20 protein-coding genes are annotated in these 26,222 nt (G+C 41.7%); 9 read left to right on the top strand and 11 right to left on the bottom strand.

Annotation, left to right across the window (positions count from 1 at the left end; all coding sequences use genetic code 11):
- Nucleotides 1-24: 24 nt before the first annotated feature.
- The 4 genes from CWB80_RS02530 to CWB80_RS02515 all read right to left on the bottom strand — a co-directional run bounded on the left by CWB80_RS02530 (nucleotide 25) and on the right by CWB80_RS02515 (nucleotide 5,397).
- Nucleotides 25-1,068, bottom strand: coding sequence for an ABC transporter ATP-binding protein (locus CWB80_RS02530; protein WP_138601725.1), 1,044 nt, complete (start codon nucleotides 1,066-1,068; stop codon nucleotides 25-27).
- Nucleotides 1,065-2,699 carry an ABC transporter permease gene (locus tag CWB80_RS02525; RefSeq protein WP_138601727.1) on the bottom strand — a complete coding sequence of 545 codons (1,635 nt, stop codon included), beginning with the start codon at nucleotides 2,697-2,699 and terminating at the stop codon, nucleotides 1,065-1,067. The genes CWB80_RS02530 and CWB80_RS02525 overlap by 4 nt, the downstream gene beginning before the upstream one ends.
- Before the next feature lie 77 nt (nucleotides 2,700-2,776).
- Nucleotides 2,777-3,781: a Fe(3+) ABC transporter substrate-binding protein gene (locus CWB80_RS02520; RefSeq protein WP_138601729.1), complete on the bottom strand. Its 1,005-nt coding sequence runs from the start codon at nucleotides 3,779-3,781 to the stop codon at nucleotides 2,777-2,779.
- 956 nt (nucleotides 3,782-4,737) lie between these two features.
- Nucleotides 4,738-5,397, bottom strand: coding sequence for a tRNA-uridine aminocarboxypropyltransferase (locus CWB80_RS02515; protein ID WP_138601750.1), 660 nt, complete (start codon nucleotides 5,395-5,397; stop codon nucleotides 4,738-4,740).
- Nucleotides 5,398-5,876: 479 nt separating this feature from the next.
- Here CWB80_RS02515 and rluA point away from each other — a divergent pair, with 479 nt between their 5' ends.
- Together rluA and CWB80_RS02505 are read left to right on the top strand one after the other, a co-directional pair.
- The gene (gene rluA / locus CWB80_RS02510) at nucleotides 5,877-6,530 is read left to right on the top strand and encodes a bifunctional tRNA pseudouridine(32) synthase/23S rRNA pseudouridine(746) synthase RluA (protein ID WP_082401641.1); all 654 of its coding nucleotides are present in this window, start codon (nucleotides 5,877-5,879) and stop codon (nucleotides 6,528-6,530) included.
- Nucleotides 6,531-6,611: 81 nt separating this feature from the next.
- Complete coding sequence (locus tag CWB80_RS02505) at nucleotides 6,612-7,547, top strand: DUF3530 family protein (RefSeq protein ID WP_138601732.1); 936 nt, start codon at nucleotides 6,612-6,614, stop codon at nucleotides 7,545-7,547.
- On the opposite strand, the gene djlA is transcribed toward CWB80_RS02505, so the two are convergent.
- From djlA to CWB80_RS02490, 3 genes are read right to left on the bottom strand one after another with little or no spacing between them, the layout of a single operon-like run.
- The gene (gene djlA / locus CWB80_RS02500; RefSeq protein ID WP_054551003.1) at nucleotides 7,530-8,402 is read right to left on the bottom strand and encodes a co-chaperone DjlA; all 873 of its coding nucleotides are present in this window, start codon (nucleotides 8,400-8,402) and stop codon (nucleotides 7,530-7,532) included. The two genes, CWB80_RS02505 and djlA, sit on opposite strands and share 18 nt — an antisense overlap.
- A gap of 23 nt (nucleotides 8,403-8,425) precedes the next feature.
- Nucleotides 8,426-9,082 carry an N-acetylmuramate alpha-1-phosphate uridylyltransferase MurU gene (murU, locus tag CWB80_RS02495; protein WP_054551002.1) on the bottom strand — a complete coding sequence of 219 codons (657 nt, stop codon included), beginning with the start codon at nucleotides 9,080-9,082 and terminating at the stop codon, nucleotides 8,426-8,428.
- Nucleotides 9,079-10,080 carry an aminoglycoside phosphotransferase family protein gene (locus tag CWB80_RS02490; RefSeq protein ID WP_138601734.1) on the bottom strand — a complete coding sequence of 334 codons (1,002 nt, stop codon included), beginning with the start codon at nucleotides 10,078-10,080 and terminating at the stop codon, nucleotides 9,079-9,081. The genes murU and CWB80_RS02490 overlap by 4 nt, the downstream gene beginning before the upstream one ends.
- 103 nt (nucleotides 10,081-10,183) lie before the next feature.
- Between CWB80_RS02490 and lptD the strand changes: the two genes are divergently transcribed.
- The 7 genes from lptD (at nucleotide 10,184) to CWB80_RS02455 (ending at nucleotide 18,912) form a co-directional block, all read left to right on the top strand.
- Entirely contained in the window at nucleotides 10,184-12,430 is a 2,247-nt protein-coding gene (gene lptD, locus CWB80_RS02485; protein ID WP_138601736.1) for an LPS assembly protein LptD, read from the top strand.
- Between the two features lie 36 nt (nucleotides 12,431-12,466).
- Nucleotides 12,467-13,759: a peptidylprolyl isomerase SurA gene (gene surA / locus CWB80_RS02480; protein ID WP_138601738.1), complete on the top strand. Its 1,293-nt coding sequence runs from the start codon at nucleotides 12,467-12,469 to the stop codon at nucleotides 13,757-13,759.
- Nucleotides 13,760-13,764: 5 nt separating this feature from the next.
- On the top strand, nucleotides 13,765-14,757 hold the full coding sequence (gene pdxA, locus CWB80_RS02475; RefSeq protein WP_054550998.1) for a 4-hydroxythreonine-4-phosphate dehydrogenase PdxA: 993 nt from the start codon (nucleotides 13,765-13,767) through the stop codon (nucleotides 14,755-14,757).
- On the top strand, nucleotides 14,754-15,560 hold the full coding sequence (rsmA, locus tag CWB80_RS02470; RefSeq protein ID WP_138601740.1) for a 16S rRNA (adenine(1518)-N(6)/adenine(1519)-N(6))-dimethyltransferase RsmA: 807 nt from the start codon (nucleotides 14,754-14,756) through the stop codon (nucleotides 15,558-15,560). The genes pdxA and rsmA overlap by 4 nt, the downstream gene beginning before the upstream one ends.
- Complete coding sequence (gene apaG, locus CWB80_RS02465) at nucleotides 15,544-15,933, top strand: Co2+/Mg2+ efflux facilitator ApaG/CorD (RefSeq protein WP_054550996.1); 390 nt, start codon at nucleotides 15,544-15,546, stop codon at nucleotides 15,931-15,933. The genes rsmA and apaG overlap by 17 nt, the downstream gene beginning before the upstream one ends.
- Nucleotides 15,934-15,939: 6 nt before the next feature.
- The gene (locus CWB80_RS02460; protein WP_054550995.1) at nucleotides 15,940-16,755 is read left to right on the top strand and encodes a symmetrical bis(5'-nucleosyl)-tetraphosphatase; all 816 of its coding nucleotides are present in this window, start codon (nucleotides 15,940-15,942) and stop codon (nucleotides 16,753-16,755) included.
- Nucleotides 16,756-16,896: 141 nt separating this feature from the next.
- A complete protein-coding gene (locus CWB80_RS02455; protein ID WP_138601742.1) occupies nucleotides 16,897-18,912 on the top strand; it encodes a methyl-accepting chemotaxis protein in 2,016 nt (671 codons plus the stop codon).
- A 190-nt stretch (nucleotides 18,913-19,102) separates the two neighbouring features.
- On the opposite strand, the gene lpdA is transcribed toward CWB80_RS02455, so the two are convergent.
- The 4 genes from lpdA to pdhR all read right to left on the bottom strand — a co-directional run bounded on the left by lpdA (nucleotide 19,103) and on the right by pdhR (nucleotide 26,119).
- The gene (gene lpdA / locus CWB80_RS02450) at nucleotides 19,103-20,527 is read right to left on the bottom strand and encodes a dihydrolipoyl dehydrogenase (RefSeq protein WP_054550993.1); all 1,425 of its coding nucleotides are present in this window, start codon (nucleotides 20,525-20,527) and stop codon (nucleotides 19,103-19,105) included.
- A gap of 188 nt (nucleotides 20,528-20,715) precedes the next feature.
- Entirely contained in the window at nucleotides 20,716-22,608 is a 1,893-nt protein-coding gene (aceF, locus tag CWB80_RS02445; protein ID WP_138686271.1) for a pyruvate dehydrogenase complex dihydrolipoyllysine-residue acetyltransferase, read from the bottom strand.
- Between the two features lie 9 nt (nucleotides 22,609-22,617).
- Nucleotides 22,618-25,284: a pyruvate dehydrogenase (acetyl-transferring), homodimeric type gene (gene aceE, locus CWB80_RS02440; protein ID WP_138602192.1), complete on the bottom strand. Its 2,667-nt coding sequence runs from the start codon at nucleotides 25,282-25,284 to the stop codon at nucleotides 22,618-22,620.
- 85 nt (nucleotides 25,285-25,369) lie between these two features.
- Nucleotides 25,370-26,119: a pyruvate dehydrogenase complex transcriptional repressor PdhR gene (gene pdhR / locus CWB80_RS02435; RefSeq protein ID WP_036965924.1), complete on the bottom strand. Its 750-nt coding sequence runs from the start codon at nucleotides 26,117-26,119 to the stop codon at nucleotides 25,370-25,372.
- Nucleotides 26,120-26,222: the final 103 nt, after the last annotated feature.

Genomic DNA, 26,222 nt, shown 5'->3' with positions numbered 1-26,222 from the left:
AGGATTCAAGATTGTTATTTATTACTAATCATGAAAAAAATTGACTGTGTGCGTCATTATTTTTATTTTTACAGGTTGCTCAACAGCTAACACGCGGTCTTGCTCTGCAGCAACTTCACACTCTTGCCCTGCAATATTAATTCGATATACATAACGCGTACCGATAAAGCGCCTGTGCAAAATAGTTAAACTGTTTGCGTCACTGTGCGCAGCTTCACACAACTGAATATGGTGCGGTCTTATATACACTTGACCTTGCTGACAATCTGCATTGTTCGGTGTCAATGAGTGAACCACACCAAACGCCGTTTCGTATTCAGTTGGCGTTAATACTTTTGCCGTTAAGTATATGCCCGTACCAAGAAACTCTGCAACCACCTTTGAGTTAGGTTGGCTAAATAACTGCTCAGGAGAGCCTTGTTGGGCTATTTTTCCACCATGCATAACCGCAAGCGTGTCAGCAAATGCGAAAGCTTCCTCCTTCGAATGGGTAACAAATACCGCAGAAACCTGCTGAGCTTTAATAATTCGGCGTATATCTGCAATAAGCTCAAAACGCACTTGTGTATCAATATTCGAAAATGGCTCATCAAGTAATAATAAACTTGGTTTGTAAGCAAGTGCACGGGCTATTGCCACACGTTGCTGCTGTCCACCAGAAAGCTGATGAGGGTATCGCTGTGCACAACCATCGAGTTTAACAAGGCTAAGCATTTCATCTACACGCTCTCGCTTTTGCGCTTTGCTCATATTGCTAAGACCAAACGCAATGTTGTCGCTTACCGTTAAATGAGGAAACAGCGCATAGTCTTGGAACATCATGCCAATATTACGTTTTTCCGGTGCAACAAACAGCCCACTATCGTTGACCACTTTTGAATCAATACTCATATAGCCTTGATCAGGCTGTAAAATCCCGGCAATTGCCTTTAAGGTGGTGGTTTTGCCGCAGCCACTTGCGCCAAGCAAACAGACGATTTCATCTTGTTCAACATTGAGGTTTAGTTCACTCAACACCTGAGTCGCATTGTACTGATAAGCTAAGTCTTTAATTATCAAATGACTCATGAGTGATTTTGCTCCATCGAACGATTAACGAAATACAAAGGGATTAACCCAACTAACACGATAAACAAGGCTGAAATTGACGCAAGCTCCAATTGCTCATCACTAACATATTGAAAAACATGAGTTGCTAGGGTTTCAAAATTAAAAGGTCTGAGTAATAAAGCCGCAGGTAACTCTTTCATGCACTCAATAAACACTAATAAACCAGCTGTTAAAATACCGCGTTTTAATAGCGGTAAATGTACTCGCCACAAGGTTTGTAAGGGCCCTTTGCCCATTGATTGGCTAGCCATATCTAACGATGGGCTAATACGTAAAAAACTGCTTTCAAGCGCGCCATGCGCAATCGCATAAAAACGTACAACATAAGCAAAAATCATCGCAAATAAAGTACCGCTTAAAAGTAACCCTGGTGATAAACCAAAAGGCTCAAGCCAATTATTTAATGCATCATCTAGCTGAGTTAATGGGAGCAATACAGCAATCGCTAATACAGTACCAGGTAAGGCATAGCCAGTACTTGCTAAACGCCCAGGGATCAAGGGGTAAGCTTGCTTCGCAATGCGTTGATAAAACAATACCAATAAGCTCAATAGGATAGTTGCAATGCTCACCACTACAGCCACTTTAAAGCTTTGCCAAGCGTAATTAAAGAATGCCCCATTCCATGCTTCATCTGCATAGACAATGGCATATTTAACTAATACCCCAACCGGCAGAATAAAAGCCAATACCAGCACAACGGTGCAAGCCAAGCTTGCAGCCCATGCCGCACCGCCTTTTAAGCGATACAAAGTTGCGCTGTTTACGCTTGACTGACGTTCATACACAGCTTGATTGCGACGACTAAAGCGCTCAACCATGATGGTTAAAAACAAAATCAGTAACATAATGCCTGAGATTTTCGCCGCTGCGGTTAATGAGTAATAGCCAAGCCATGTATCATAAACAGCGGTAGTGAGCGTACTTACAGCAAAGTAATTGACGGTAGCAAAATCAGCCATGGCCTCCATACTGATTAATGTAACCCCTGCCACAATCGCCCCACGACCAAGAGGCAAACTAACGCGTAAAAAACTTTGTAATGGTGATAGCCCCATTAGTTGACTAGCTTGCACTAGTTTAAAAGACTGCTCTCTGAGTGCCGTTTTAAAAATTAGGTATAAGTAAGGATAGAGTACCAAGGCAATCATAAAAATAGCCCCAGTCAATGTACGAATATCAAAAAACCAGTAATCGTCTGGTGATTGCCAACCAAACCAGTCTCTGAGTGCGATCTGTACAGGCCCTGCATAATCAAGTAAGTCGGTATACACGTAGGCGATAAGATAAGTTGGCATTGCTAAAGGCAGCATTAACGCCCATTCAAATTGCTTACGCCCAGGAAAGTCACAATATGCAGTTAACCAAGCTAACGGCAATGCAATTACACAGCTTAACAGCCCTACCCCTGCAATGAGTATGAGAGTATTACGGGTATAATCCCACAGCACGGTATCGAAAAGGTGCTGAAATACATCTGAATCTCCTTGTAGAGATTCAAATAATAAAAAGCCTAATGGCGTAACAAGCAACAGGCCAATCAGCCAGGCTATAAGCTGCCAACGCGACAGCGAAAACTTCACATGCATAAGTGGATTAATACCAGATAAAATAAAAGCTGTTAAAAAACAGCTTTTATAAAAATGTGTTACGAGAAATATCCTCGTTATAAATCAAACTTTACTTCATCAATCAGCTTCAGTGCCACAGGGCGATATTTGCTGATCTCATCAAGAGGTAGACTATCTTCTTTAAACTCACCCCATGATGCAACCATCTCTGATAATGCAACCCCTTGCTTTACAGGGTATTCCATATTAACGGAAGCATACATATTTTGCGCCTTATTGTCGGTCATATACTCAACCAGTTTCAAGGCATTTTCAGGGTTTTTAGCATAACGGGTCATAACAACGCCCGATACATTGATATGAGAACCACGGTTCGTTTGGTTAGGGAAGTTAATATAAACCGCTTCAGCCCATGATTTTTGCTGCTCATCTTGCATCATTTTGCCAAAATAATAGCTGTTGCCTAACGCCAGATCGCATAAACCTTCTTTTACGGCTTTGACTTGCGCTCTGTCATTACCTTGCGGTTTACGTGCTAAATTGGCTTTTACGCCCTCAAGCCATTGCTTAGTTTTTGCTTCGCCATGGTGAGCAACCATAGAAGCAACTAAACCTAAATTGTATGGATGTTTACCAGAGCGAGTGCAGATCTTACCTTTGTATTTTGGGTCCGCTAAATCTTCGTATGTTAACTCACCAAGCGCACCAACGCGCTCTTTTGCAGAGTAAACATTACGTACACGTTTAGTAAGTGCTATCCATTGACCGTCGGCATCGCGAAAAGTGCTTGGCACATTCGCATTAACTACATCACTATTAATTGATTGCGTTAAGCCTAAATCTTCTAATTGAATCAGCGCACTAAAATTTGAAGTTAATACTAAATCAGCCTTACTGTGTTTACCTTCGCGCTTAACACGCTCAATCAGCCCTTTTTTTGCAAATACCACATTAGTTTTAATGCCTGTTTGCTTAGTGAAATCATCCAAAATAGGCTGAATTAAGAATGGTTGACGAAACGAGTAAATATTTACTACATCTGCAGCAAATGTAGGCGCGCTTAATAATGCGCTAAGTAATACTAAGGCTGTTTTCTTCATTTTATAGCACCTAAATAGTAACAATTATCAAAATATTTTACCTAGAGTTAGGGCAAAGTGCACCCGTTTAAACTTATATTTCAATCAACATAGCTGCCATTTAGGAATTTGCATGTAAGACATATCTCACCCGCATGGCAGTTATTGAGTAAAAAGCACCAGCAAACACTGCATAAAAAAACCTAACCAACTGAAATTTAATGAAATATATTAAATGACAATAAAATAACCAGCAGATTAAGTAAGATTTTGACCTACTCAGCTTTGCCTATTTCTCTATAATTACTTACATCAACTAAGCAAGAAGCTTAATGAGTAGATGGATAAGGAAGCATTACTCATAATACCGCGGAATAAGGTTCATTAGGAGAATAAGGAATCAAGGACAGGCTCAGGAAGAGTAACGCAATGGAGTGACAACCTACGGACAGCATCAGGATGATGTGGAATGGCATAACAACAGGATGTTGTTATACAGGAAGTTCAAAAAGTGGAATAAAGGACAGGCCGTTAGGGCATCGCAACGGATTTGCAAAGAAAGGGATAGTGTCGGGATGGCACGTAAGGGAATGGTAAAGTGATTACCAGCAAGGATGTAAAGGACTAACAAGGAAACAAGGCGGGATTGCCTTATATTACACAGAACCAATAAGTAAAGTGTAATCGCATGGATTGGCAAAGTTTAGGGAGTTGATTAGATTCAATTGCAGGATGCAAAAAATTAAGAAGATTCCGCAAGCGCGACTAGAGATAGTACGCGCTTTTCTTTTGCCTAAAATTTAGTAAAGAGTTATACCAATTCGCTTAATTAAGTAGTCTATTTTGAGGCAATAAAACCTCGTCGATAACAAGGCAAAAATTTCGTTATTTAGTTGTTCTAAATCAGTAATTTTTAACGCAGGTAGCGACAGGTTTAATCCCTCAAAATGATTAAGTATTATTGCGGATTGGTACTATTACTCCGGTCGCCCCTTATTTCGCTTACCAAGCAGGTAAGCATCTCTAAACTTAATAAAATGTTGCTCAAGCTTTTGAGTTGCATCTTCTTCACCAGCAAGAGCAAGAACCATAATAGCCACCTCAGCAGTACCTAGTTGATGCTCATGCGGGGCAACACGCAATCGATAATCCGAAAGCTTTTCAGGTGTAATTGAAAGCACAGAAAAATTATCTAGATAAGGGCTTTTACGGATCATTTTCTTAGCTTCGCGCCAAGTACCATCTAAAAAGATAAACAATGGACGTTTACCTTCAACAGGGGTTACTTCGGTGATCACCCGCTCTTCGTCGTCTACATCGCTAGCAGGAAAAATAACCATTGGCTGATACTGGGGATCTGCCAATAAGCTTAATAAGGCTTCATCTGGATTTGTTCTATCCCATTTAAAGGCATGGTTATCTGGCACGATTTCAGCAATTAAACGGCCAGTATTTGACGGCTTAAAACTCTCATTATGGTACATAAGTAAACAAACCGCGGCATCACACTTTGCCTGTTCAACACCATCACAAATACAATAGTGTTCGGCTAATAAACATCGCTCACAACGCGTTAACTTTGCTCCTCGCGCTTTAAATTCACGACGAGACTCAGTCATTTGCTGAGCACGAAGCATTAACACGGAATTATTTGAGATAGTAGCCACTGTATTTACCAGATAATTAAACGGCGCGTATTGTAGCTAAAAATAAGGGGAATAGATATCTGCAAGCCCAAAGAGCAAGCTATTTCTAAAAAATGAAGAGAAGTAGTGTTATAAAAAATGCAACAAGGGTTAGCTTCCAAAAAACGGCTATTAAATCGCTATTTTTATTACGTAAATCATCTCTGTGGGACTTCTTTAAAAACACGACCTGTAAATCTGATAAGCCTTTACAGTGCGGGCACTCTGGCTCAAGATAATTTACTTCTAAGCCACATCGTGAACAAGGCTTACTGCGAATTAAACCAAAGCGAAACATTTGTTTGTCCTTCTCTTAAAACTCCATAGCTGAATTTACTGTATCTTAACTACTTTTCTAAAACCAGCTCTGGCATTGTGTAAGCGCTCATACTCCTTTAAAATAGCGCCCTTGCATATCATCGAGGCTGGCTGTGTTACTCAATTATAATCCCCCAATGACACCTTATTTAAGTATTGTTTATCAAGACGATGACTTACTTATTGTGAATAAACCAAGTGGTTTACTTACTGTGCCGGGAAAAGACCCAAAACACGCCGACTGCCTTATTGCTCGCATTAATCGCGTTTTCCCAACAGCAAAAATTGTTCACCGCCTTGATATGGCGACCTCTGGCATTATTTGTTTAGCTATGCATAAAGAAGCGCATCGTAATTTAAGCATTCAGTTTCAAGATAGAAAAACCGCGAAACGCTACATTGCTCGTGTATTTGGTAAGCTTGAGCAAGAAACTGGTTCTGTAGATTTACCACTTATTTGTGATTGGCCGAACCGCCCAAAGCAAATGGTTGATCACGACAATGGCAAACCGTCATTAACCCACTTTAAAGTGCTAGAGTATGAACAGAATGCGACTCGTGTTGAGCTGACCCCTATTACTGGGCGTTCTCACCAACTACGTGTGCACATGCTGTCATTAGGTCACCCTATTTTAGGCGATAAGTTGTATGCTCACCCCGAGGCATTCGCCATGGCTCCTCGCTTACAACTACATGCTGAAATGCTAACCTTAGCCCACCCAGCCAGCGGTGAAACATTGATTTTTGAAGCTGCTCCTGAGTTTTAAGACAATTCGCTAAATATTTAATAAAGACTGCCGATAGTTAATTTAATCACTGATTTAATTAAAGACTCTGGTAATATCGGCATGAATTTAAAACCCGCACATCGCTTAGCTTACGCAGCCTGTTTTGCGTTGATGGGTAATGTGAATGCTGCCGATTTTATTAAACCCACCCCTTGGTCAAGTTTAGTCACTAACGATATTCAGCGCTTTTTACCAAGCGATGAAGTACGCACTCTGCTTGCCGGTGAAGATGAGTTCATTAGCTTATACCGTCAATCGATGGCAGCCAATCAACGCGGAATTGTGCTAATCATTCCTGATTGGCAGCACTTACCCACTAATAATGCTGGTATTAACTTTTTGCGCAAGCAGTTAAACGAAATTGGCTATGCAACCCTTGCCATGACCATGCCTGACATTGATTGGCACCCTGTCGATGTGACAACGCCCGAGTCACCAGAAAGCTCTGAAGCTGAGTCAACAATACAAAGTAGTCAACAAGGCGATGAGCAATCAACTCCTGCTCCACCAGCCGAAACACAACAAGCGCCGCATTTTGTTACAGGTGAACCTAATATTAGTGAAGCCGTACTTGATGATTATAAATTAAAGCTAATTGCCAGATTCAATGCCTTGTATAACAGTGCCATGGATGAAGGCGGCAACATTATTGTAGTAGCACAAGGTGCCAGTGCGGGGCTATTGATTGAACATTATGCGAGCTTTCCAAACAACGAACTAAACGCTTTTATTAGCCTAGGTAGTTATTTACCTAACAGTATTCGTAACCAGCATCTCAATGCCACGCTTTCGACTATCAGCCCACCGTTACTGGATATTTTTTATAGTGAGGGTAACCCTGACACGCTGCAAAGTGTTAAAGACAGAAAACGTTGGGTAAGAAAACACGCAAAATATGACTACCGACAAAGAGAGTTATTTGGTGTGCCTTCAGAGCCTGAGCAGCACCAGCGGCTGCTCAAAGAAGTCGACGGATTTTTACGCCGCCTTTTTTAAATACTCATAAGCCGCTTGAATATCTTGGCTTTTCTTTACCGCAACTTCCATCATATGTTTTGGTAAACCTTGCGATACCAGCTTATCGGGATGATGCTGAGCCATGAGCTTTCGATAAGCAACTTTAATATCTCTCGCAGAAGCATCATTGTTTAAACCTAAAAGAGCCAACGCTTGGGCGCGATTCATACTATTATTCGGTGGCACACTGTGCCCTCTTTGTTCACTATGACTGCTGCGATTTTGCTGACTTTGTTGACGTTGTTGTTCATAAAAACGCTGTTGTTGCTGACGAAATGCAAATTCGGCTTGGTAGCGTTTTAATAAAATTGCAAACTGAGTACGTGAAATACCTAACTGCTTACTCACCTCTTGCAAAAGCTGCTTTTCTTGCTCTGCAAGGTGACCATCAGAAAAGGCCATTTGAATTTGTATTTCGAGGAACAGTTGCAATAAATCATGGCGTCGAGCAAAGCGCTCTTTAAAGTCATGAACGGTTTCTTTTAATGAAAAGTCGCTTTCTTTACCACTACGAAAGGCATCTTGTGCTTCTCTTCGCTCATCACCCGATAAACCCATTTCGTCCATAAACAAACTTGCAGCACGAATATGCGTTTCACTAACGCGACCATTCGATTTGGCGATATGCCCCATCACTGCAAAGCAGCTAGAAAAGAAAAGTGCTTGGCGCTCGTTAATATCATCGCCTTTAAACAAACCAGAAAAACCACCTGCTTTATCAAAATCTTGTTTTAAGCTGCGATCGAACATATGGCCTAGGTATAGGCCTAGTAAGGCTCCTATAAATTTGCCAAACATAAAGCCAAAACAAAAACCGAGTACTTTTCCCCACATAATTTGGCAAACCTCTGTTGTTTTTACAAAGCGAAACGCTGATTGATTTCGTCGAGTCTGGCTGGTGTGCCAATGTCATCCCACTGACCTAAATAAAGTTCAGTCGAAACCTGATACTCACTGAGCTTTTCTCGCAAAATAGGCCCAAGTGGACGAATACCAGTGCTGAGACCTTTAAAGAAATCAGCATGATAGCGACTTATACCGGAAAAAGTATACTTTTGACTATCTGGGCTTAGATGACTCAGCGCAAAATCACCATCAGGATTATGCGCGGGATTTTCAACAAGGACAATATGCGCCTCACCGGCTTGCAGGTGCAACTGCATTAACGAAGTCACATCGTAATCAGTAAACACATCACCATTGATGACAATAAATTGTTCGCCCAATAACGGCAATGCTTGAATGATCCCCCCGGCGGTTTCAAGCCCCCCAGCCTGCTCTTGGCTGTAAGTGATCGATACACCAAACTGCGAACCATCACCGAAATACTCTGTTATTTTGTCGCCCTGCCAGGCAAGGTTAATAACAATATCGGTAACCCCGGCTTGACGTAAGTTATTAATATGATGCTCTAATAGTGGCTTGCCGTTAATCTTTAGCATCGGCTTTGGTTGCGTTTCGGTTAGCGGCATCATGCGTTTACCACGCCCCGCAGCTAGGATCATTGCTTTCATTTGGACTCTTTCGTTAAACGCTGCTTAGTCTGTGGAATAATTATCTGCTCTATCCACTGACCAAGGGCTGTTAACTCTGGGTATTCTTTACTGACATTACTGATGTATGTAAGGGTTGGCAGTACATTATTCAAATAGCCAGACTTACCGTCACGTAATTTTAAGCGGCAAAATATGCCCGCAGCTTTTAAATGACGCTGCACGCCGGTTAAGTCAAACCAACGTTTAAACATCGCAAACGAAGTGTCTTGCAATAGCTGCTGCTCGCTAAATTCGTCATAAGCGTAATGTAAAAGGTAGTCGAGCTCTTGTTCTGGTAGCTTGAAATAGCAATCTCTTAATAATGAAACAAGGTCATAACACACCGGCCCTTGTACGGCATCTTGATAATCGATGATTGCCCATTGCTGCCCTGTGCGCATAATATTGCGACTATGGAAGTCTCGGTGCACCGTAACAATTGGTTGCTCAAGGGCATTATTAATTAATAACTCACAGGCTTGTTGCCACATTTGCTGTTCATCAGCAGAGAGTTGCTCACCGATAAAGTTATCGACTAACCAATCTCTAAAAATACTTAGCTCAAACTGTAAAAACTCGCCATCAAATACTTTCATATATTGGGCAGGCGGGATTTGCGCCCACTGTGCACTTAACTTTATTAGATGTTTGTAGTGTAAAGTGCGGTCTTCGTCGCCCAGTAAATCAGCCAAATGAGTATTGCCTAAATCACTCAGCAAGAAGAAGCCTTGTTTTTCATCAGCCTGAAGAATTTTTGGTAATTTAAACCCATGCTGAGAAAATACTTTGTTGAGTTCTATATAAGGTGTGTTATCCAGTTTGTCTGGATCTGAGTCCATGACAATATAGCTTTGATCACCTGTATTTACGCGGAAATAACGGCGAAAACTCGCATCCCCAGTGATGGCGGCTAATTGATATTCATCCTCTTTAAAGTGAGGATTTAAAAACTGCTGTAAACTTTTATAACGATTCATTTAGTAAGATATCTATTTTTCACTAAGTCAATTACTGTATTTGCCATTGTTTTCCTTTATTATGTCTAGCTTATATCCAACCAAAGAGCATTAAGGTCATTAAATGAGCAAAACCTGGGGCATAATGATGCTAAGCGTACTTAGCGCACCATCGTTCGCCGAAACTGAACTGACACACAATTTTTGTGGCACTTCAATGCAAACCAGAGCTTGGCAACCGCTCCCTGGCCTTGAACTTAATATGATCGATATCAAATCCGATGATATTGAACTATTGGGTACCCAAAGCGCAGAATTTACCGGTAATGTAGATATTAACACCCTAACGATGAATTTGTCCGCACAAAGTGCACTGATTGACAAACAACGTGGGTTACTTAATGCAACCGGTCCTATCGTTTATCGCGATAAAGTAAGCCAAATTAATAGCTCTGGACTCAATGCAGATTTAAACAATTCTGAATTGAGCTTGCTAGGCGCAGACTATAAGTTTACTGATCAACTTGGTCATGGCGGCGCAGAAAAACTAACAGTTAATGAGTCTGGCCTAAACCTGATGAACGCAAGCTTTACTACCTGTCCGGGTGAAACACCTGTGTGGGCCATCGAAGCTGACGAAATCGACTTATCAAGAGAAGAAGGTTGGGGCGAAACACATAATACTGTGCTTAGAGTGTTTGATACCCCAGTACTTTATGTTCCTTATTTTACTTTCCCATTAGATGACCGTCGTAAGTCAGGTTTACTAACACCTAATTTCTCGAGCTCAGGCCGCTATGGTATCGAAACCATTACTCCTTATTACTGGAATATTGCACCAAATTACGACGCGACTATAACACCGCGCTATATGTCTAAACGCGGTTTACAAATGATTGGGGAGTTTCGTTACTTAACTGAGCAAAATAATGGCTTAGTTGCTGTTGAGTACCTAGACAAAGATGACGAAGAGCCAAATGTAGACTCTCGTTACCTGTTCCACTGGCAACAGCAAAGTTATTTAGGTGAAAACTGGCGTGCTAATATCGACATAACAAACGTCAGTGATGATAACTACTTAACCGATTTAAACTCTGGTTATGCGACTCGCACCGATACTCAGTTGTACCGCACCGGCTCTCTAACCCACTTAGGTGACACTTGGCGCACCAATATCAAGTTGCAAAGTTTTGAAGTACTTGGTGATCACCGTGAATCATATGCGGCGCTGCCACAAATTAGTTTTTCGCAAACTGATGCATATGATTTTTATGGCATTGATTTAACCCTTGATGGTGAGCTCAGTTATTTCACTAATGATGAAGCTGTAATTGATGAAGCAAGCCGTGTTCATATAGAGCCTAAAGCAAGTTTTGGTTACCAAGAATACGCATGGTCATTTTTATCTGAGTTCAGCTTATTACATACTGAATACAACCAACATGGTGACTTAGCTGGTACCGAGTTTGATGAAAATGTCACTCGAACCCTACCTAAAGTGCGTTTATACAGCCAATTAAATTTTGAGCGTGATACTGCATTTTTCTTTAAAGATGGTATTCAAACTCTTGAACCACAAATTCAGTACTTATATACGCCAAATAAAGACCAATCAAATATTGGTCTTTACGATACAGCAAAATTACAAGACGATTTCTTTGGCTTATTTAGAGATCGCCGTTTTTCAAGTATCGACCGGATAGCAACCGCAAACCAATTTACGTTAGGTGCAACAACACGCTTATTTAGTAGTGAAAATGAAGAAGTATTTAACTTCAGTGCCGGACAAATTTTTTATTTAAGTAATGATGCCAAGCCTACATCACAAGGTATCGACTCCGACACTAACTACAATGCCTTGTTTGCAGCGCAAACCATGTTACATTGGCACCGTCGTTGGTATTTATCAGGTGGTATCCAGTACGACACTGATGGTAAAGAAATTATTCAGTCAAATATCACCTTAGATTATAAAGGTGACGATAAACAGCTCGTGCAATTGAACCATCGCTATGCAAATGATGTCTCAGGCAATACAATCGAGCAAGTTGGTCTATTTACCAGCATTCCGCTATCAGAAGATTGGCAGTTTGTTGGCAGCTACCACCGTGATTTAGAGAGCGGTCGTAGTATTGAGGTTTTCAGCGGTCTTCAGTATGAATCATGCTGTTGGGCGTTTCAAATCACAGGCCGTCGTCAAATCGAAACTGATTTGAACCAGGCGATTGGTCAAGAGCAAGCAACCTTTGACACAAGTATTGGTTTCAATATTGTGTTAAAAGGGCTTGGAAGCAAAAGCCGTTATGATGCACAAAAATTATTACAACAAGGTATTTTTGGCTATCGTAGACCGTATTTTCTTAATAACTAGTACCGCAGTACTATTAGCAAGAGTATTAGAAAAAGTATGAATTTAAAAAAATTATTTGCATCAGCATTATTAACAGTTGGCCTATGCCAAAGCGTTTTCGCAAAACCAGTTGAAATTGACAAAGTGGTGGGCGTTGTTAACCAAGGTGTTATCTTACAAAGTGAAGTAGATACCATTGTTAATCGCGTAAAGACCCAGGCTGCAGAGCAAGGTCAAGAATTACCTTCTGATGATACACTGCGAATTCAAGCCATTGAGCGTTTAGTTAGCCAAGAACTAATGATGCAACTTGCTGAGCGTATGGGTCTTGAGATTTCAGACTCGCAATTAGACCAAACTTTAGAAAATATGGCGCGTGAGCAAGGTGGCAGTATTGCTGACTTACGTCGGACAATTGAAGCGGCTGGAGACAGCTACCCTGCATATCGCGAAGAAATCCGTAAAGAGATCACCACGCAACAAGTAACTCGTATGAACGTGGATCGCCGTATTTATATCAGTACGCAAGAAATTGATAACCTGTTAAAAATCATGGAAACACAAGGTAAAAATGCCGAAGAATATGACATTGGCCATATCTTGATTGATATTCCTAGTGATGCTACTGCGGATGAAATTGCGAGCGCTAAAACGCGAGCTGAGAAAGTTATTGAGTTTTTAAAAGAAGGCAAAGAGTTCAAGCGTATTGCTATTTCATCTTCAAGCGGCTCAAAGGCACTTGAGGGTGGTCAGCTTGGTTGGATGAGCATCAACGAAATGCCATCGCTATTCGCAGAAGCTGTAAAAGGTCATAAAAAAGATGACATTGTTGGTCCGCTTCGTTCAGGTGCTGGTTTCCACATCATCAAAGTGCAAGATGTTCGTGGTCGTCAAGTTGTTGAAACAACAGAAGTTCGTTCACGCCATATCTTAGTTAAACCATCAATTATTTTAAGCGAAGAAAAAGCGCGTGACATGCTTAAAGGCTTTGCAAAAGATCTTCGTGATGGTAAAGCTGACTTTGCAGAACTTGCTAAAGAGTACTCTGAAGATCCAGGTTCAGCACTAAAAGGTGGTGAGTACGACTGGACTGACCCAAGCACCTATGTACCAGAATTTAAAAATACCCTGCTTTCTCTAGATAAAAATGAAATCAGTGAGCCATTCAGAACTCAGTTTGGTTGGCACATTGTACAGCTACTTGATAAGCGTGTAGCAGATAAAACAGAGCAAGCTAAACGTAACCGCGCTCACCAACTACTGTTTAATCGTAAATTTAAAGAAGAAAGTTTCAACTGGCAGCAAGAAATGCGTGAGCAAGCACACGTTGATATTTTCCCAACAGAATAATAATTATGACCATTAGAATTGCAATTACCCCAGGTGAGCCAGCTGGTATTGGCCCTGATTTACTTATCAAGTTAGCGCAGCACCAGTGGGATGCCCAACTGGTGGTGATTGCTGATGGCGCGTTATTAAAACAGCGCGCTAAGTTGCTTGGTTTAGATATCAATTTAATTGACTTCGATGATAGCCAAGCACCAAGCATTGCCCCTGCAGGCAGCGTTTACTTACACCAAGTAGATTTAGGCACAGACGTTGAAGTGGGCGTACTTAATGACGCTAACGGTCAATATGTGTTGGATACACTGCGCATTGCCAGTGAAAAAAATATGGATGGTACTTTTGCTGCTGTTGTTACAGGCCCTGTTCATAAAGGGATTATCAACAAAGCGGGGATTTCGTTCAGCGGTCACACAGAGTATTTTGCACAGCAATCAAATACTGCTGATGTGGTGATGTTGTTAGCAACTGAAGGCTTGCGTGTGGCACTTGTTACGACCCATATACCGCTTGCTTATGTATCGCGCGCAATCACCGTTGAGCGTTTAAGCAAAGTAGCCACAATATTAAATCATGACTTACAAACAAAGTTTGGCATTGAAAAGCCACGCATTCTCGTATGTGGCTTAAACCCACATGCCGGCGAAGATGGTCATTTAGGCACTGAAGAAATTGACACTATAACGCCAACTCTTGAGCTATTAAATAACCAAGGTATGAACTTAATTGGCCCATTGCCTGCTGATACCCTATTCCAAGATAAATATCTTTCGCAAGCAGATGCAGTGCTTGCAATGTATCACGATCAGGGATTACCTGTGCTAAAATACAAAGGTTTCGGCAATTCGGTCAACATCACTCTTGGCCTGCCATTTATTCGCACCTCAGTAGATCACGGCACGGCTCTCGATTTAGCCGGCACAGGTACTGCTGATGTAGGTAGTTTTGAATTAGCGATCCGCGAAGCAATTAAGCTCGCCCATGAAAAAGCACAGAATCAATGACAGATAAAGTACATTTAGGACACCGCGCTCGTAAGCGTTTTGGTCAAAACTTTTTAAACGATGACATGATCATCGACAAAATCGTCACGGCCATTGATCCTAAACCTGAAGATAATTTAGTAGAAATCGGCCCGGGTCTTGGTGCTATCACTGAGCCAGTCGCTGATTTAAGTGGCCACCTAACGGTTGTTGAGTTAGATAAAGACTTAGCAGAACGTTTAACGAGCCACCCATTCTTAGGGCCAAAGTTAACAGTGCATCAAGGCGATGCAATGAAGTTCGACTTTAGCTCTTTGATCAAGTCAGACGAAAAATTAAAGATTTTTGGTAACTTACCTTACAATGTTTCGACCCCGCTGTTATTCCATTTATTTGAATTTGCAGACAATGTTGAGCATATGCACTTTATGCTGCAAAAAGAAGTAGTTAAACGTATGGTCGCAGGCCCAGGCAGCAAAGCTTTTGGCCGCTTGAGTGTAATGACACAATATTACTGTCACGCAATGCCAGTGATTGATGTGCCACCAGAGTGCTTTAAGCCAGCCCCTAAGGTCGATTCAGCAGTAATTCGTTTGATCCCTAAAAAGCCTGAACAGCGTTCAGCTAAAAGTACAAAACTTCTTAACACAGTATGCTTAGAAGCCTTTAATCAGCGCCGTAAGACTCTGCGTAATAGTTTATCTAACTTACTTATAGCTGAAGAACTAACAAGCATCGGCATTGATATCACGCTGCGTGCTGAAAGCCTGTCTTTACAACAATTTATTGATATAGCTAATTGGATTTATGACAACAAGCAGTAATCTAGGTTCTCCAATTAAGGTGTCGGTTGAGACCTTCTACGTAGAAGGTCAATCAGAGCCTGAACAAGATAAATACGTTTTTGCTTATTCTATCACCATTAAAAACCACAGTTTATGCAGTGCTAAGCTTTTGAGCCGTTATTGGTTAATTACTGATGCTAACGGCAAAGAAGTGGAAGTACAAGGTGAAGGTGTTGTTGGTGAAACCCCAACCATTGCCCCAGGTGAAAGCTACAAATACACCAGTGGCGCTGTGCTTGATACCCCAGTTGGGACAATGCAAGGTCATTACACCATGCGTAACGAATTTGGGACTGAATTCGAAGCACCAATCGAGGTGTTTCGTTTAGCTCGCCCAAACATATTGCACTAAATAACGATGGCTGATTATGCAATTGGTGATTTACAGGGGTGTTATAGTGAATTTGATGCGTTATTGAAACGGGTCAACTTCAACCCAAGCCAAGATCACCTTTATTTAGTCGGCGATATAGTCGCTCGAGGTCCTGACTCACTCGCCTGTCTCGAGCGTCTTCATACTATGCAAGGCAGTGTAACTATTACCCTTGGTAATCATGATTTACACCTTATCGCTTGTCATTATCTAAATAAACCTGCAAACCCCAAAGATAAGCTGGCCGATGTTTTTAATAGTCCAAAACGCGCTGAATATATTCATTTTTTACAGCAACAGCCATTAGCTATTTGGCTTGAACGCTATAACATGCTGATAAGTCATGCTGGCCTAAATCCTAGCTGGTCAATAAAAAAAGCATTGAAACGTGCTAGTTTTGCCCAGCAATGCTATCAAGGAGCTGATGCAACTCATTACTTCGCCAATATGTACGATCCCCATCCGTTACAGTGGCAATCGAATTTAAGTAGTGAAGCTAAATTTCGCTATATTGTTAATTATTTCACTCGGATGCGGTTCGTAAACCTTACAGGTGAACTCGATTTTGCAAACAAAACCAGTATTAGTGAAGACAGCTCAATAATACCTTGGTTCGATCACCCTGATATTTCTAAGTTAAAACAGCATATTGCATTTGGCCACTGGGCTGCTTTAGAAGGTAAAGTCAAACAAGAAAACATCCACGCTCTTGATACAGGCTGTGTTTGGGGTGGCGCAATGACCCTAATGGAACTCAACACAAAAGACTATTTCGTCGAAAAATCCCACTCTTTTATCTAAATAAACTGAAAAATAGCTGAACATCTGTTAGATTTATAACAATTAAAATAAATTTAATTTAAAGCTAATTAAATTTAAATACTTAACTAATTGGCAACCTTGCCGATAAGTGTTGATTAGTACTATTTTCTGGAATTGCATATGAACTTGACCGTTAGACAGCGCATTTGGGGTGGCTTTATTGTTATTACGTTACTCCTGCTTTTTATTGGTGGTAACTCGTTGGTAAAAATTACCAACATAGATCAATCAACACAGCGAGTTAACCAGCTTTCGCTGCCAGCTCTCGATAAGAGTTATGAGTTACAGGTTGAATTTATTTTAATGAGTAAGTCAGCTCAGGCAAGTTTTTATACTAGTGCGCAAGATGAACTGGCGACATTAAGAAAAAATTTCAACCAACAAAAAAAACGATATGATAATTCCTACCAAGAGCTTCAACAAATTGTTAGCAACGATCCAAAGCTAAAACAAAGCAGCCAACAAGTTGAGCAAACTTATAAGCGCTTTGTTAAGTCTGTCGACAACCTGTTTGCAGATAAACAAACTCAACTTGAGCTAAATAAAACACTACGCACCCAGCTTGAAAACATCGAAATCAGTGCTGAAGATGCAAATTCAGTGGTGCTTGATATTATTGATATAGATGGACTTGAAGAAAACCATTCACGTGCTTATCAAGCCGCCAATAACATGGAAAACAACTTCCAATCAGTCGTCACTAACAGCACTGATATGCTTACGGTGAAAACTCTCAACACATTAGACATCGTAAAAAATGAACAGGTTTATTACTTAGAAGAAGTTGAGCGTAGTTTAGGGCTCATTCGCCCAGCAATTATTGATAATAACGCCGGTTTGTATAATGATTTAAACGGCTACTTTGAAACGCTTTCAGATAATGTTCGTGGTAATAACAGTTTATCTGCAAATAAAAAACGTTTAATTGATGCAATTGCTAAAACAGAAGCTGAATTAGCAAACGCAGAAAACTCTACTAGTGAAGCATTAAAGCAATTAAAAGAACTAGTTGACCAAGCTACAGTGCTGGCTTTTGACTTGCAGCAAGATGTCAGCGGTAATGTCTCAACAGCAACTATTTGGACTTGGGTTGCCATGGTGATTGCTACTTTAATTGCTATCATCGTTGCTGCTGTGACTGTTAATCGTATAACCAAGCCCCTTTCTGAAGTAAACCGTATCCTTGATATCGTGGCAAGCGGTGACATGACACAGCGTCTTGACGACTCAGCTAAAGACGAGTTCGGTGAACTATCACGTAGCTGTAATACGCTAATTGAAAGTTTGCGTACGCTTATCCAAGGTATAATCTCTCGCTCTACACAGCTAGCAGCTGCTTCTGAAGAGACATCGGCAATCACTGAAGAATCTAGCCAAGCTATACGTAATCAACAAGCACAGGTTGAACAAGCGGCAACGGCAACAACTGAGATGAGCAGTACATCACAAGCGGTAAGTAGCAGTGCTCAACAAGCTCTTAGTGAAATAAAGAACGCTGACAAAGAAGCAGATCGTGTCAAAGGCATTTCATCACAAAATAAAGCAACCATTGAACAACTAGCTCGTGAAGTCGATGATGCATCGCAAGTTATCAACCAGCTTCATAAAGACAGCGCTTCAATCGGTGGCATTTTAGATGTTATTCGTGGCATTGCTGAGCAAACCAACCTACTTGCGCTTAATGCAGCCATTGAAGCAGCCCGTGCCGGTGAACAAGGCCGAGGCTTTGCCGTAGTTGCTGATGAAGTACGCTCTCTAGCAAGCAAGACTCAAGAGTCGACCCAAGAGATCCAAGCAATGATTGAATCGCTTCAGGTTGGCGCTGAGGCTGCTGTATCGGCTATGTCGAAAGGTAAGCAACAAGCTGAGTCGTGTGTTGAGCAATCAGACCTTGCAAACACGGCCCTTGATTCAATCACTGCTGCCGTTGCACAGGCTCATAACGTAAGTGAAGAGATTTCAACAGCCGCTCACGAACAGCAGCAAGTATCTCAAGAGATCAGTGAACGTTTAGAGTCGATTGTAGCAATCGCAGAGCAAACAGCTGAAGGTGCAAACCAAACTAATATCTCAAGCTCTGAAGTAGCAAAACTGGCTGAAGAACTGCGTTTATCGGTAGATGCGTTTAAAGTATAGTAAGCTACAAGCTAATGAAGAATAGAAGCCGTGTTTGTGAAAGCAAACGCGGTTTTTTTATAGTAATTCTTAACGAAGTTAACAGCTGGCTTTTGATTCAGTCTTATTGCGAATAACTAAAATGTGCTGATGGTTAAAAAACAAAAAACCCAGCCGGAGCTGGGTTTTTAAAATGATTAGTCAAAAGAACTTACTTCTTTTTAACTGCTTTTTTGTTTGGAAGGTCAGTGATTGAACCTTCGAAGATTTCAGCAGCTAGACCGATTGATTCGTTTAACGTGGGGTGAGCGTGAATAGTTAACGCTAGGTCTTCACCGTCTGCGCCCATTTCAACAGCTAAGCCGATTTCACCTAGCATTTCACCTGCGTTGATACCAACCATAGCACCACCGATAACACGACCTGAGTCTTTATCGAAGATTAGCTTAGTTTGACCTTCAGTACGTGCTGAAGCGATTGCACGACCAGAAGCAGCCCAAGGGAATACAGCAGTTTCGATGCTTAAGCCTTGCTCTTTTGCTTCTTTCTCAGTTACACCAACCCATGCGATTTCTGGATCTGTGTATGCGATTGAAGGGATACACTTAGGATCGAAGAAGTGTTTCTGACCAGAGATAACTTCTGCAGCAACATGACCTTCGTGTACCGCTTTGTGTGCAAGCATTGGTTGACCAACGATATCACCGATAGCGAAGATGTGACCAACGTTTGTTTTAAGCTGTTTATCAACATTGATGAAACCACGCTCATCAACATTAACACCTGCTTTATCAGCATCAACAAGCTTACCGTTAGGTGTTCGCCCTACTGCAACAAGTACTTTGTCGTAACGTACTGCGTCAGCTGGTGCATTTTTACCTTCGAATGAAACGTATAGACCGTCTTCTTTCGCTTCAACACCAACAACTTTAGTAGAAAGCATTACGTTGAACTTGTTCTTAACGTATTTTTGGTAGATCTTGATAACGTCTTTATCTGCTGCTGGTACTAATTGATCAGCAAACTCAACAACGTCGATTTCAGAACCTAGTGCACGGTATACAGTACCCATCTCAAGACCGATGATACCACCACCTAAAACAAGTAGTTTCTCAGGAACGTCTTTAAGCTCTAGCGCACCTGTTGAGTCAATTACGCGGTCATCTTCAGGGATGAAAGGTAAGTTAACTGGTTGAGAACCTGCTGCAATAATAGCATTGTCAAACGTGATTGTTGTTGTACCGTCAGTACCTTCAACAGCAATGGTGTTGCTGCCAGTGAATTTACCGTAACCGTTAACCACTTTCACTTTACGCATTTTAGCCATGCCGTCTAGGCCGCCAGTTAATTGACCGATTACAGACTCTTTCCAAGAACGGATTTTGTCTAGGTCGATTTCAGGCTTGCCAAAAGTAACGCCGTGAGATGACATTTCTGCAGCGTCATCGATCACTTTAGCTACGTGTAAAAGTGCTTTTGAAGGAATACAACCCACATTTAGACATACACCGCCTAATGTGTTGCGAGATTCTACCAATGTTACTTCTAAGCCCAAGTCAGCAGCACGGAAAGCCGCAGAATAACCACCAGGACCACCGCCTAGTACAACAACTTGAGTTTTTAATTCGTTGCTCATGCTATTACCTTAAATGTTTGAACGGGACACTGCCCCTAAGTTTAACTGCCATGTTTCTGCAAGGCAGAAAGGGAGAGCAGATATCTATACCAAGATTGTTCTATGGCAAAGATTGTATCATTGCCAATGGTAAAAATCCCAGCAAAAAACAACTTGCTGGGATTTGATTCTTATAAACTGTAAAACGACTACATCACTAGTTGACGAATATCGCTCATGTAGCTTGCTAGCGTCACAGTAAAGCGTGCTGCTAGTGCACCGTCAATAACCCTATGGTCGTATGACATTGATAATGGAACCATTAATTTAGGTTCAAACTCTTTGCCATTCCACTTAGGTTTCATTTCTGACTTAGATACACCCAAGATAGCAACTTCTGGCGCATTTACAATTGGTGTGAACGCTGTACCACCAATACCACCAAGGCTTGAGATTGTGAAACAACCGCCTTGCATATCAGATGAAGTTAGCTTGCCGTCACGTGCTTTCTTAGAAATATCCATTAACTCACGAGAAAGCTCAATGATGCCTTTCTTATCAACATCTTTGAACACTGGAACAACTAAGCCATTTGGCGTATCAACTGCAACACCAATGTTGATGTATTTCTTCAAGATTAAGCTTTCGCCGTCTTCAGACAGTGAAGAGTTAAACGTTGGGAATTCAGCCAATGCTTTCGCCGCTGCCTTCATCACAAATACAAGTGGTGTGATCTTAACACCCAGCTTTTTCTTCTCAGCAAGGGCATTTTGCTCTTTACGGAATGCTTCAAGGCTTGTGATATCAGCTTCGTCAAACTGTGTGACATGCGGGATTTGCACCCAGTTACGGTGTAAGTTTGCACCTGATAGCTTCTGGATACGAGAAAGTTTCTTCTCTTCAATTTCACCAAACTTAGCAAAGTCAACCTTAGGCCAAGGGATAAGACCTAACTCACCGCCACCGGCATTACCTTTACCTGCAGATAGCTGACCTGACTCAACTTTCTTCACAAGATCTTTCACGTAGTTTTGTACGTCTTCTTTCACAACACGATTCTTACGACCCGTGCCTTTTACGTTTGCTAGGTTAATACCAAATTCACGCGCTAAACGACGTACAACAGGCGATGCATGTGCATACGCTTTGTTATCTGCAAAGCCTTCGTTGCTTGCAGGTGCTGATGCAGGCTTTTCAGCCGCAGGCGCTTTTGCTGCAGGCGCTGCTTCAGCTTTTGCAGGAGCAGGTGCCGCTGCAGCTGGTGCACTACCCGCTACTTCAAATACAAAGATAAGTGAGCCAGTTGATACTTTATCCCCAGCTGCTACTTTGATTTCTTTAACAGTACCGGCAAATGGTGCTGGTACTTCCATTGATGCTTTATCGCCTTCAACGTTTAAGATTGACTGATCTTCTTCAACCTTGTCGCCTACAGCAACCATCACTTCGGTTACTTCAACTTCGTCACCACCGATATCAGGCACGTTAACTTCTTTAGTGCTTGATGCCGCTGCTGCCGGCGCTGCTTCAGCAGGTGCTGATTCTGCAGCAGGCGCTTCTGAACCGCTTGAAGCTGTTTCAAAAACGAAGATTAGAGAGCCCGTTTTCACTTTATCGCCAGTCGCGATTTTGATCTCTTTAACCGTACCCGCCATTGGAGCAGGTACTTCCATTGATGCTTTATCGCCTTCAACGCTTAATAAAGATTGCTCTTCTTCAACCGTGTCACCTACCGCAACCATGATTTCAGTTACTTCAACTTCATCATCGCCGATATCTGGCACAGTTACTTCCTGTGTAGCAGAAGCTGCAGGCGCAGCTGCTGGAGCTGGCGCTTCTTCTTTAGCCTCTGCAGGAGCCGCAGCTTGTTCTTCACCTTCGAAGATCATGATAAGTGAACCAGTAGTTACCGTATCACCTTCAGCTACTTTAATTTCTTTAACCGTACCTGCTTGTGCAGCAGGTACTTCCATTGATGCTTTGTCGCCTTCAACCGTTAATAACGATTGGTCAACCTCAACCTTATCACCAACGCTAACAAGGATTTCGGTTACTTCAACTTCATCGCCACCGATATCTGGTACATTAATTTCAATACTCATTGGAACCTCTTATGCGTATAGCGGGTTAACTTTGTTTGTGTCGATGTCGAATTTCTTGATTGCTTCAACAACCACTGACTTCTCAACTTCACCACGTTTAGCAAGCTCAGATAGTGTTGCAACCACAACATAACCAGCATTCACTTCGAAGTGACGACGTAAGTTTTCACGGCTATCAGAACGACCGTAACCATCAGTACCCAACACTTTGTAGTTGCTACTTGGTACGAATGAACGAACTTGTTCTGCGTAGTTCTTCATGTAGTCTGTTGCAGCAACAGTCACGGCATCAGTTAATGCGTTCGTGATGTAAGCAGTCTTTTGTTCTGCTTCAGGGTTAAGCATGTTGAAACGCTCAGCGTCTTGACCGTCACGCGTTAACTCATTGAATGACGTTACAGAGAATACATCTGAACCAATACCATACTCTTCGCTCAGGATTTGTGCCGCTTTACGCACTTCAATCATGATAGTACCTGAACCTAGTAACTGTACTTTCGCTTTATCGCCAGCCACAGTTTCAAGCTTGTAGATACCTTTACGAATACCTTCTTCAGCGCCTTCTGGCATTGCTGGTTGATGGTAGTTTTCGTTCATTAGCGTTAGGTAATAGAACACATTTTCTTGGTCTTCACCGTACATGCGACGGATACCGTCTTGCATGATTACCGCTACTTCGTATGCGAATGTCGGATCATAAGAAATACAGTTAGGAACCGTGTTAGCAAGAATGTGGCTGTGACCATCTTCATGCTGTAAACCTTCACCGTTTAGTGTAGTACGACCTGCCGTAGCACCTAGTAAGAAACCACGTGCTTGTTGGTCACCAGCCATCCACGCCATATCACCTACACGTTGGAAACCAAACATTGAGTAGTAGATGTAGAATGGGATCATTGGTAAATCGTTAGTGCTGTATGATGTTGCAGCAGCAACCCATGATGACATTGCACCTAACTCGTTGATACCTTCTTGTAGTACCTGACCTGATGTTGCTTCTTTATAGTAAGAAACAATGTCACGGTCTTGTGGTGTGTAGTTTTGGCCATGCGGGTTGTAAATACCGATTTGACGGAATAAACCTTCCATACCAAATGTACGCGCTTCATCAGCGATGATAGGAACGATGTTTTTACCAATGCCTTTGTCTTTTAGTAATACGTTAAGTGCACGTACAAAGCCCATTGTTGTAGAGATGTCACGCTTTTGCTCTTCAAGTAGTGGCTTGAACGCCTCAACTTCTGGCAATGTTAAGCTTTCAGAAAACTTAGGAATACGCTTAGGTGTGTAACCTTGTAGCGCTTCACGGCGAGCGTGAAGATACTTGTACTCTTCAGAGCCTTCTTCAAGAGTAAGATATGGTAAGTCTTTAATTTCTTCATCAGAAACTAAATCTTGTAGACCTAAACGTGAACGTAAGTGCTCAACGTGGGTCATGTCCATTTTCTTAACTTGGTGCGCGATGTTTTTGCCTTCGGCTGCTTCACCCATGCCGTAACCTTTTACAGTTTTAGCTAGGATCACAGTCGGACGATCTTTAGTTTCTTCCGCTTTTTTGAATGCAGCGTAAAGTTTAGAAGGCTCATGACCACCACGCTTAAGTGCGAAGATTTCTTCATCAGTCATATCAGCAACAAGTGCTGCTGTTTCTGGGTAACGACCGAAGAAGTGCTCACGAACATATGCACCGTCTTTTGCTTTATATGTTTGGTAATCACCGTCAATCGTTTCGTTCATTAACTGCAGTAATTTACCTGATGTATCTTTAGCAAGTAGGATATCCCAACCACTACCCCATACAACTTTAATCACGTTCCAGCCTGCACCTTTGAATAGGCCTTCAAGCTCTTGAATGATCTTACCGTTACCCATTACTGGGCCATCTAAACGCTGTAAGTTACAGTTGATTAGGTAACATAAGTTATCTAGCTTCTCACGCGCAGCGAATGAGATTGCACCACGTGATTCTGGCTCATCCATTTCACCATCGCCTAAGAAAGCGTATACACGTTGGTTTTTAGTGTCTTTTAAGCCACGACCGTCTAGGTATTTTAAGAAACGAGCTTGGTAGATTGAAGCAATTGGACCAAGACCCATAGATACCGTAGGGAACTGCCAGAATTCAGGCATTAACTTAGGGTGTGGGTATGAAGGAAGACCTTTACCATCAACTTCTTGACGGAAGTTATCAAGCTGCTCAGCAGTTAAACGACCTTCAACAAATGCACGTGCATAGATACCTGGAGAAATGTGACCTTGGTAATAAACTAAATCACCGCCATCAACATCGTTTGGTGCTTTGAAGAAGTGGTTAAAACATACTTCATAGAATGCAGCTGAAGACTGGTAAGACGCCATATGGCCGCCTAAGTCTAGATCTTTTTTCGACGCGCGTAATACGATCATGATCGCATTCCAACGAATGATTGAACGAATACGACGTTCAATGTTTACGTCACCTGGGTAAGCAGGTTCTTGATCTACCGGAATGGTATTAACGTAGTTAGTGGTTGTGCCAGTAGGCATATCAACACCGTCTAAACGGGCTTGCTCTAACACTTGCTCAAGTAAGAATTGAGCACGTTCAACACCTTCTTCACGCACAACAGACTCAAGGGCTTGTAACCACTCTTGTGTTTCTAGCGCGTCTACGTCAATTTTATTGACTTCAGACATATGGAGGTTTCCTTATGTTTAAAATACTAATTATTTTAATAAATCTTAAAATTAAGTAGTTAACTAAACTTAGCTAATCACTTGCTTAATGTTGTTTGGTGCGTCTTAAACTACGTTCAATCCGCGAATGCTCTTTGCCAGCCTCAAGTAAGGCTTCTTCGATAAAGGCTAAGTGAGCATTACTAGCAAGACGTGCTTGCTCTGGGTTTCCTTCAATAACCGCATCCATCAACAGTCGTCTATGTTCTGCGAGCTGTTGGCTGATCTGTGGTTTTTTTAACAGTACAGTTAAATTCTGTAATACATTTTGCTCTAACAAGGCCTGCATACCACGTACTAAATGTAGCAGTACAACGTTATGAGACGCTTCTGCCACACTAAAATGGAATGCATTAATTGCTTTTGCTTTTTGCACAATGTCGTCATTAACGAGCGCAATGTTGTCAAAGCTTTGTTTTACTTTTTTGAAGTCATTCGTTGTGCCGCGCATAGCTGCATAATATGCAGCAATTCCTTCAAGGGCATGACGAAATTCAAGTAAATCAAATTGTGACTCTGGATGCTTACTAATCAAATCAAAAAGCGGATCAGTGAGCCCCTCTTCAAGCTGATTTTTTACGAACGTTCCACCCCCTTGGCGACGCGTTACTAACCCCTTGGCTTCTAGCTTTTGAATCGCCTCACGCAGTGAAGGTCGCGATACTTCAAATTGTTTCGCTAATTCACGTTCAGGAGGCAGCTTTTCGCCTGGCGCTAACGACCCCTCAAGAATCATATTCTCAAGTTGTTGTAAAATTACATCAGATAATTTTGCTGCTTTAATCTTTAAAGACATTTATTAACGTCCGCATTGTTATGCGCTAACCCCATAAATATCGGGTATTTAGCCTTGTGCTTTGACCAAAAAGGTAAATTGGTCATACCAAATTTTTCGCATA

Origin of the sequence: Pseudoalteromonas sp. S1650, from assembly GCF_005887195.1 — a bacterium.
Lineage (GTDB): Bacteria > Pseudomonadota > Gammaproteobacteria > Enterobacterales > Alteromonadaceae > Pseudoalteromonas > Pseudoalteromonas simplex.
The sequence above is the reverse complement of the archived record's forward strand: the minus strand, read 5'-3'. Positions and strand labels throughout refer to the sequence as shown.

What these genes read in the sequence shown, in the direction of transcription:
- surA (WP_138601738.1), top strand. Translation starts at nt 12,467, where the DNA reads ATGAATTTAAAAAAATTATTTGCATCAGCATTATTAACAGTTGGCCTA.
- CWB80_RS02505 (WP_138601732.1), top strand. Translation starts at nt 6,612, where the DNA reads ATGAATTTAAAACCCGCACATCGCTTAGCTTACGCAGCCTGTTTTGCG.
- rsmA (WP_138601740.1), top strand. Translation starts at nt 14,754, where the DNA reads ATGACAGATAAAGTACATTTAGGACACCGCGCTCGTAAGCGTTTTGGT.
- CWB80_RS02515 (WP_138601750.1), bottom strand. Translation starts at nt 5,397, where the DNA reads ATGCTTCGTGCTCAGCAAATGACTGAGTCTCGTCGTGAATTTAAAGCG.
- CWB80_RS02530 (WP_138601725.1), bottom strand. Translation starts at nt 1,068, where the DNA reads ATGAGTCATTTGATAATTAAAGACTTAGCTTATCAGTACAATGCGACT.
- aceE (WP_138602192.1), bottom strand. Translation starts at nt 25,284, where the DNA reads ATGTCTGAAGTCAATAAAATTGACGTAGACGCGCTAGAAACACAAGAG.
- pdhR (WP_036965924.1), bottom strand. Translation starts at nt 26,119, where the DNA reads ATGTCTTTAAAGATTAAAGCAGCAAAATTATCTGATGTAATTTTACAA.
- apaG (WP_054550996.1), top strand. Translation starts at nt 15,544, where the DNA reads ATGACAACAAGCAGTAATCTAGGTTCTCCAATTAAGGTGTCGGTTGAG.
- CWB80_RS02525 (WP_138601727.1), bottom strand. Translation starts at nt 2,699, where the DNA reads ATGCATGTGAAGTTTTCGCTGTCGCGTTGGCAGCTTATAGCCTGGCTG.
- CWB80_RS02490 (WP_138601734.1), bottom strand. Translation starts at nt 10,080, where the DNA reads ATGAATCGTTATAAAAGTTTACAGCAGTTTTTAAATCCTCACTTTAAA.
- murU (WP_054551002.1), bottom strand. Translation starts at nt 9,082, where the DNA reads ATGAAAGCAATGATCCTAGCTGCGGGGCGTGGTAAACGCATGATGCCG.
- lpdA (WP_054550993.1), bottom strand. Translation starts at nt 20,527, where the DNA reads ATGAGCAACGAATTAAAAACTCAAGTTGTTGTACTAGGCGGTGGTCCT.
- CWB80_RS02460 (WP_054550995.1), top strand. Translation starts at nt 15,940, where the DNA reads ATGGCTGATTATGCAATTGGTGATTTACAGGGGTGTTATAGTGAATTT.
- CWB80_RS02520 (WP_138601729.1), bottom strand. Translation starts at nt 3,781, where the DNA reads ATGAAGAAAACAGCCTTAGTATTACTTAGCGCATTATTAAGCGCGCCT.
- pdxA (WP_054550998.1), top strand. Translation starts at nt 13,765, where the DNA reads ATGACCATTAGAATTGCAATTACCCCAGGTGAGCCAGCTGGTATTGGC.
- djlA (WP_054551003.1), bottom strand. Translation starts at nt 8,402, where the DNA reads ATGTGGGGAAAAGTACTCGGTTTTTGTTTTGGCTTTATGTTTGGCAAA.
- lptD (WP_138601736.1), top strand. Translation starts at nt 10,184, where the DNA reads ATGAGCAAAACCTGGGGCATAATGATGCTAAGCGTACTTAGCGCACCA.
- aceF (WP_138686271.1), bottom strand. Translation starts at nt 22,608, where the DNA reads ATGAGTATTGAAATTAATGTACCAGATATCGGTGGCGATGAAGTTGAA.
- CWB80_RS02455 (WP_138601742.1), top strand. Translation starts at nt 16,897, where the DNA reads ATGAACTTGACCGTTAGACAGCGCATTTGGGGTGGCTTTATTGTTATT.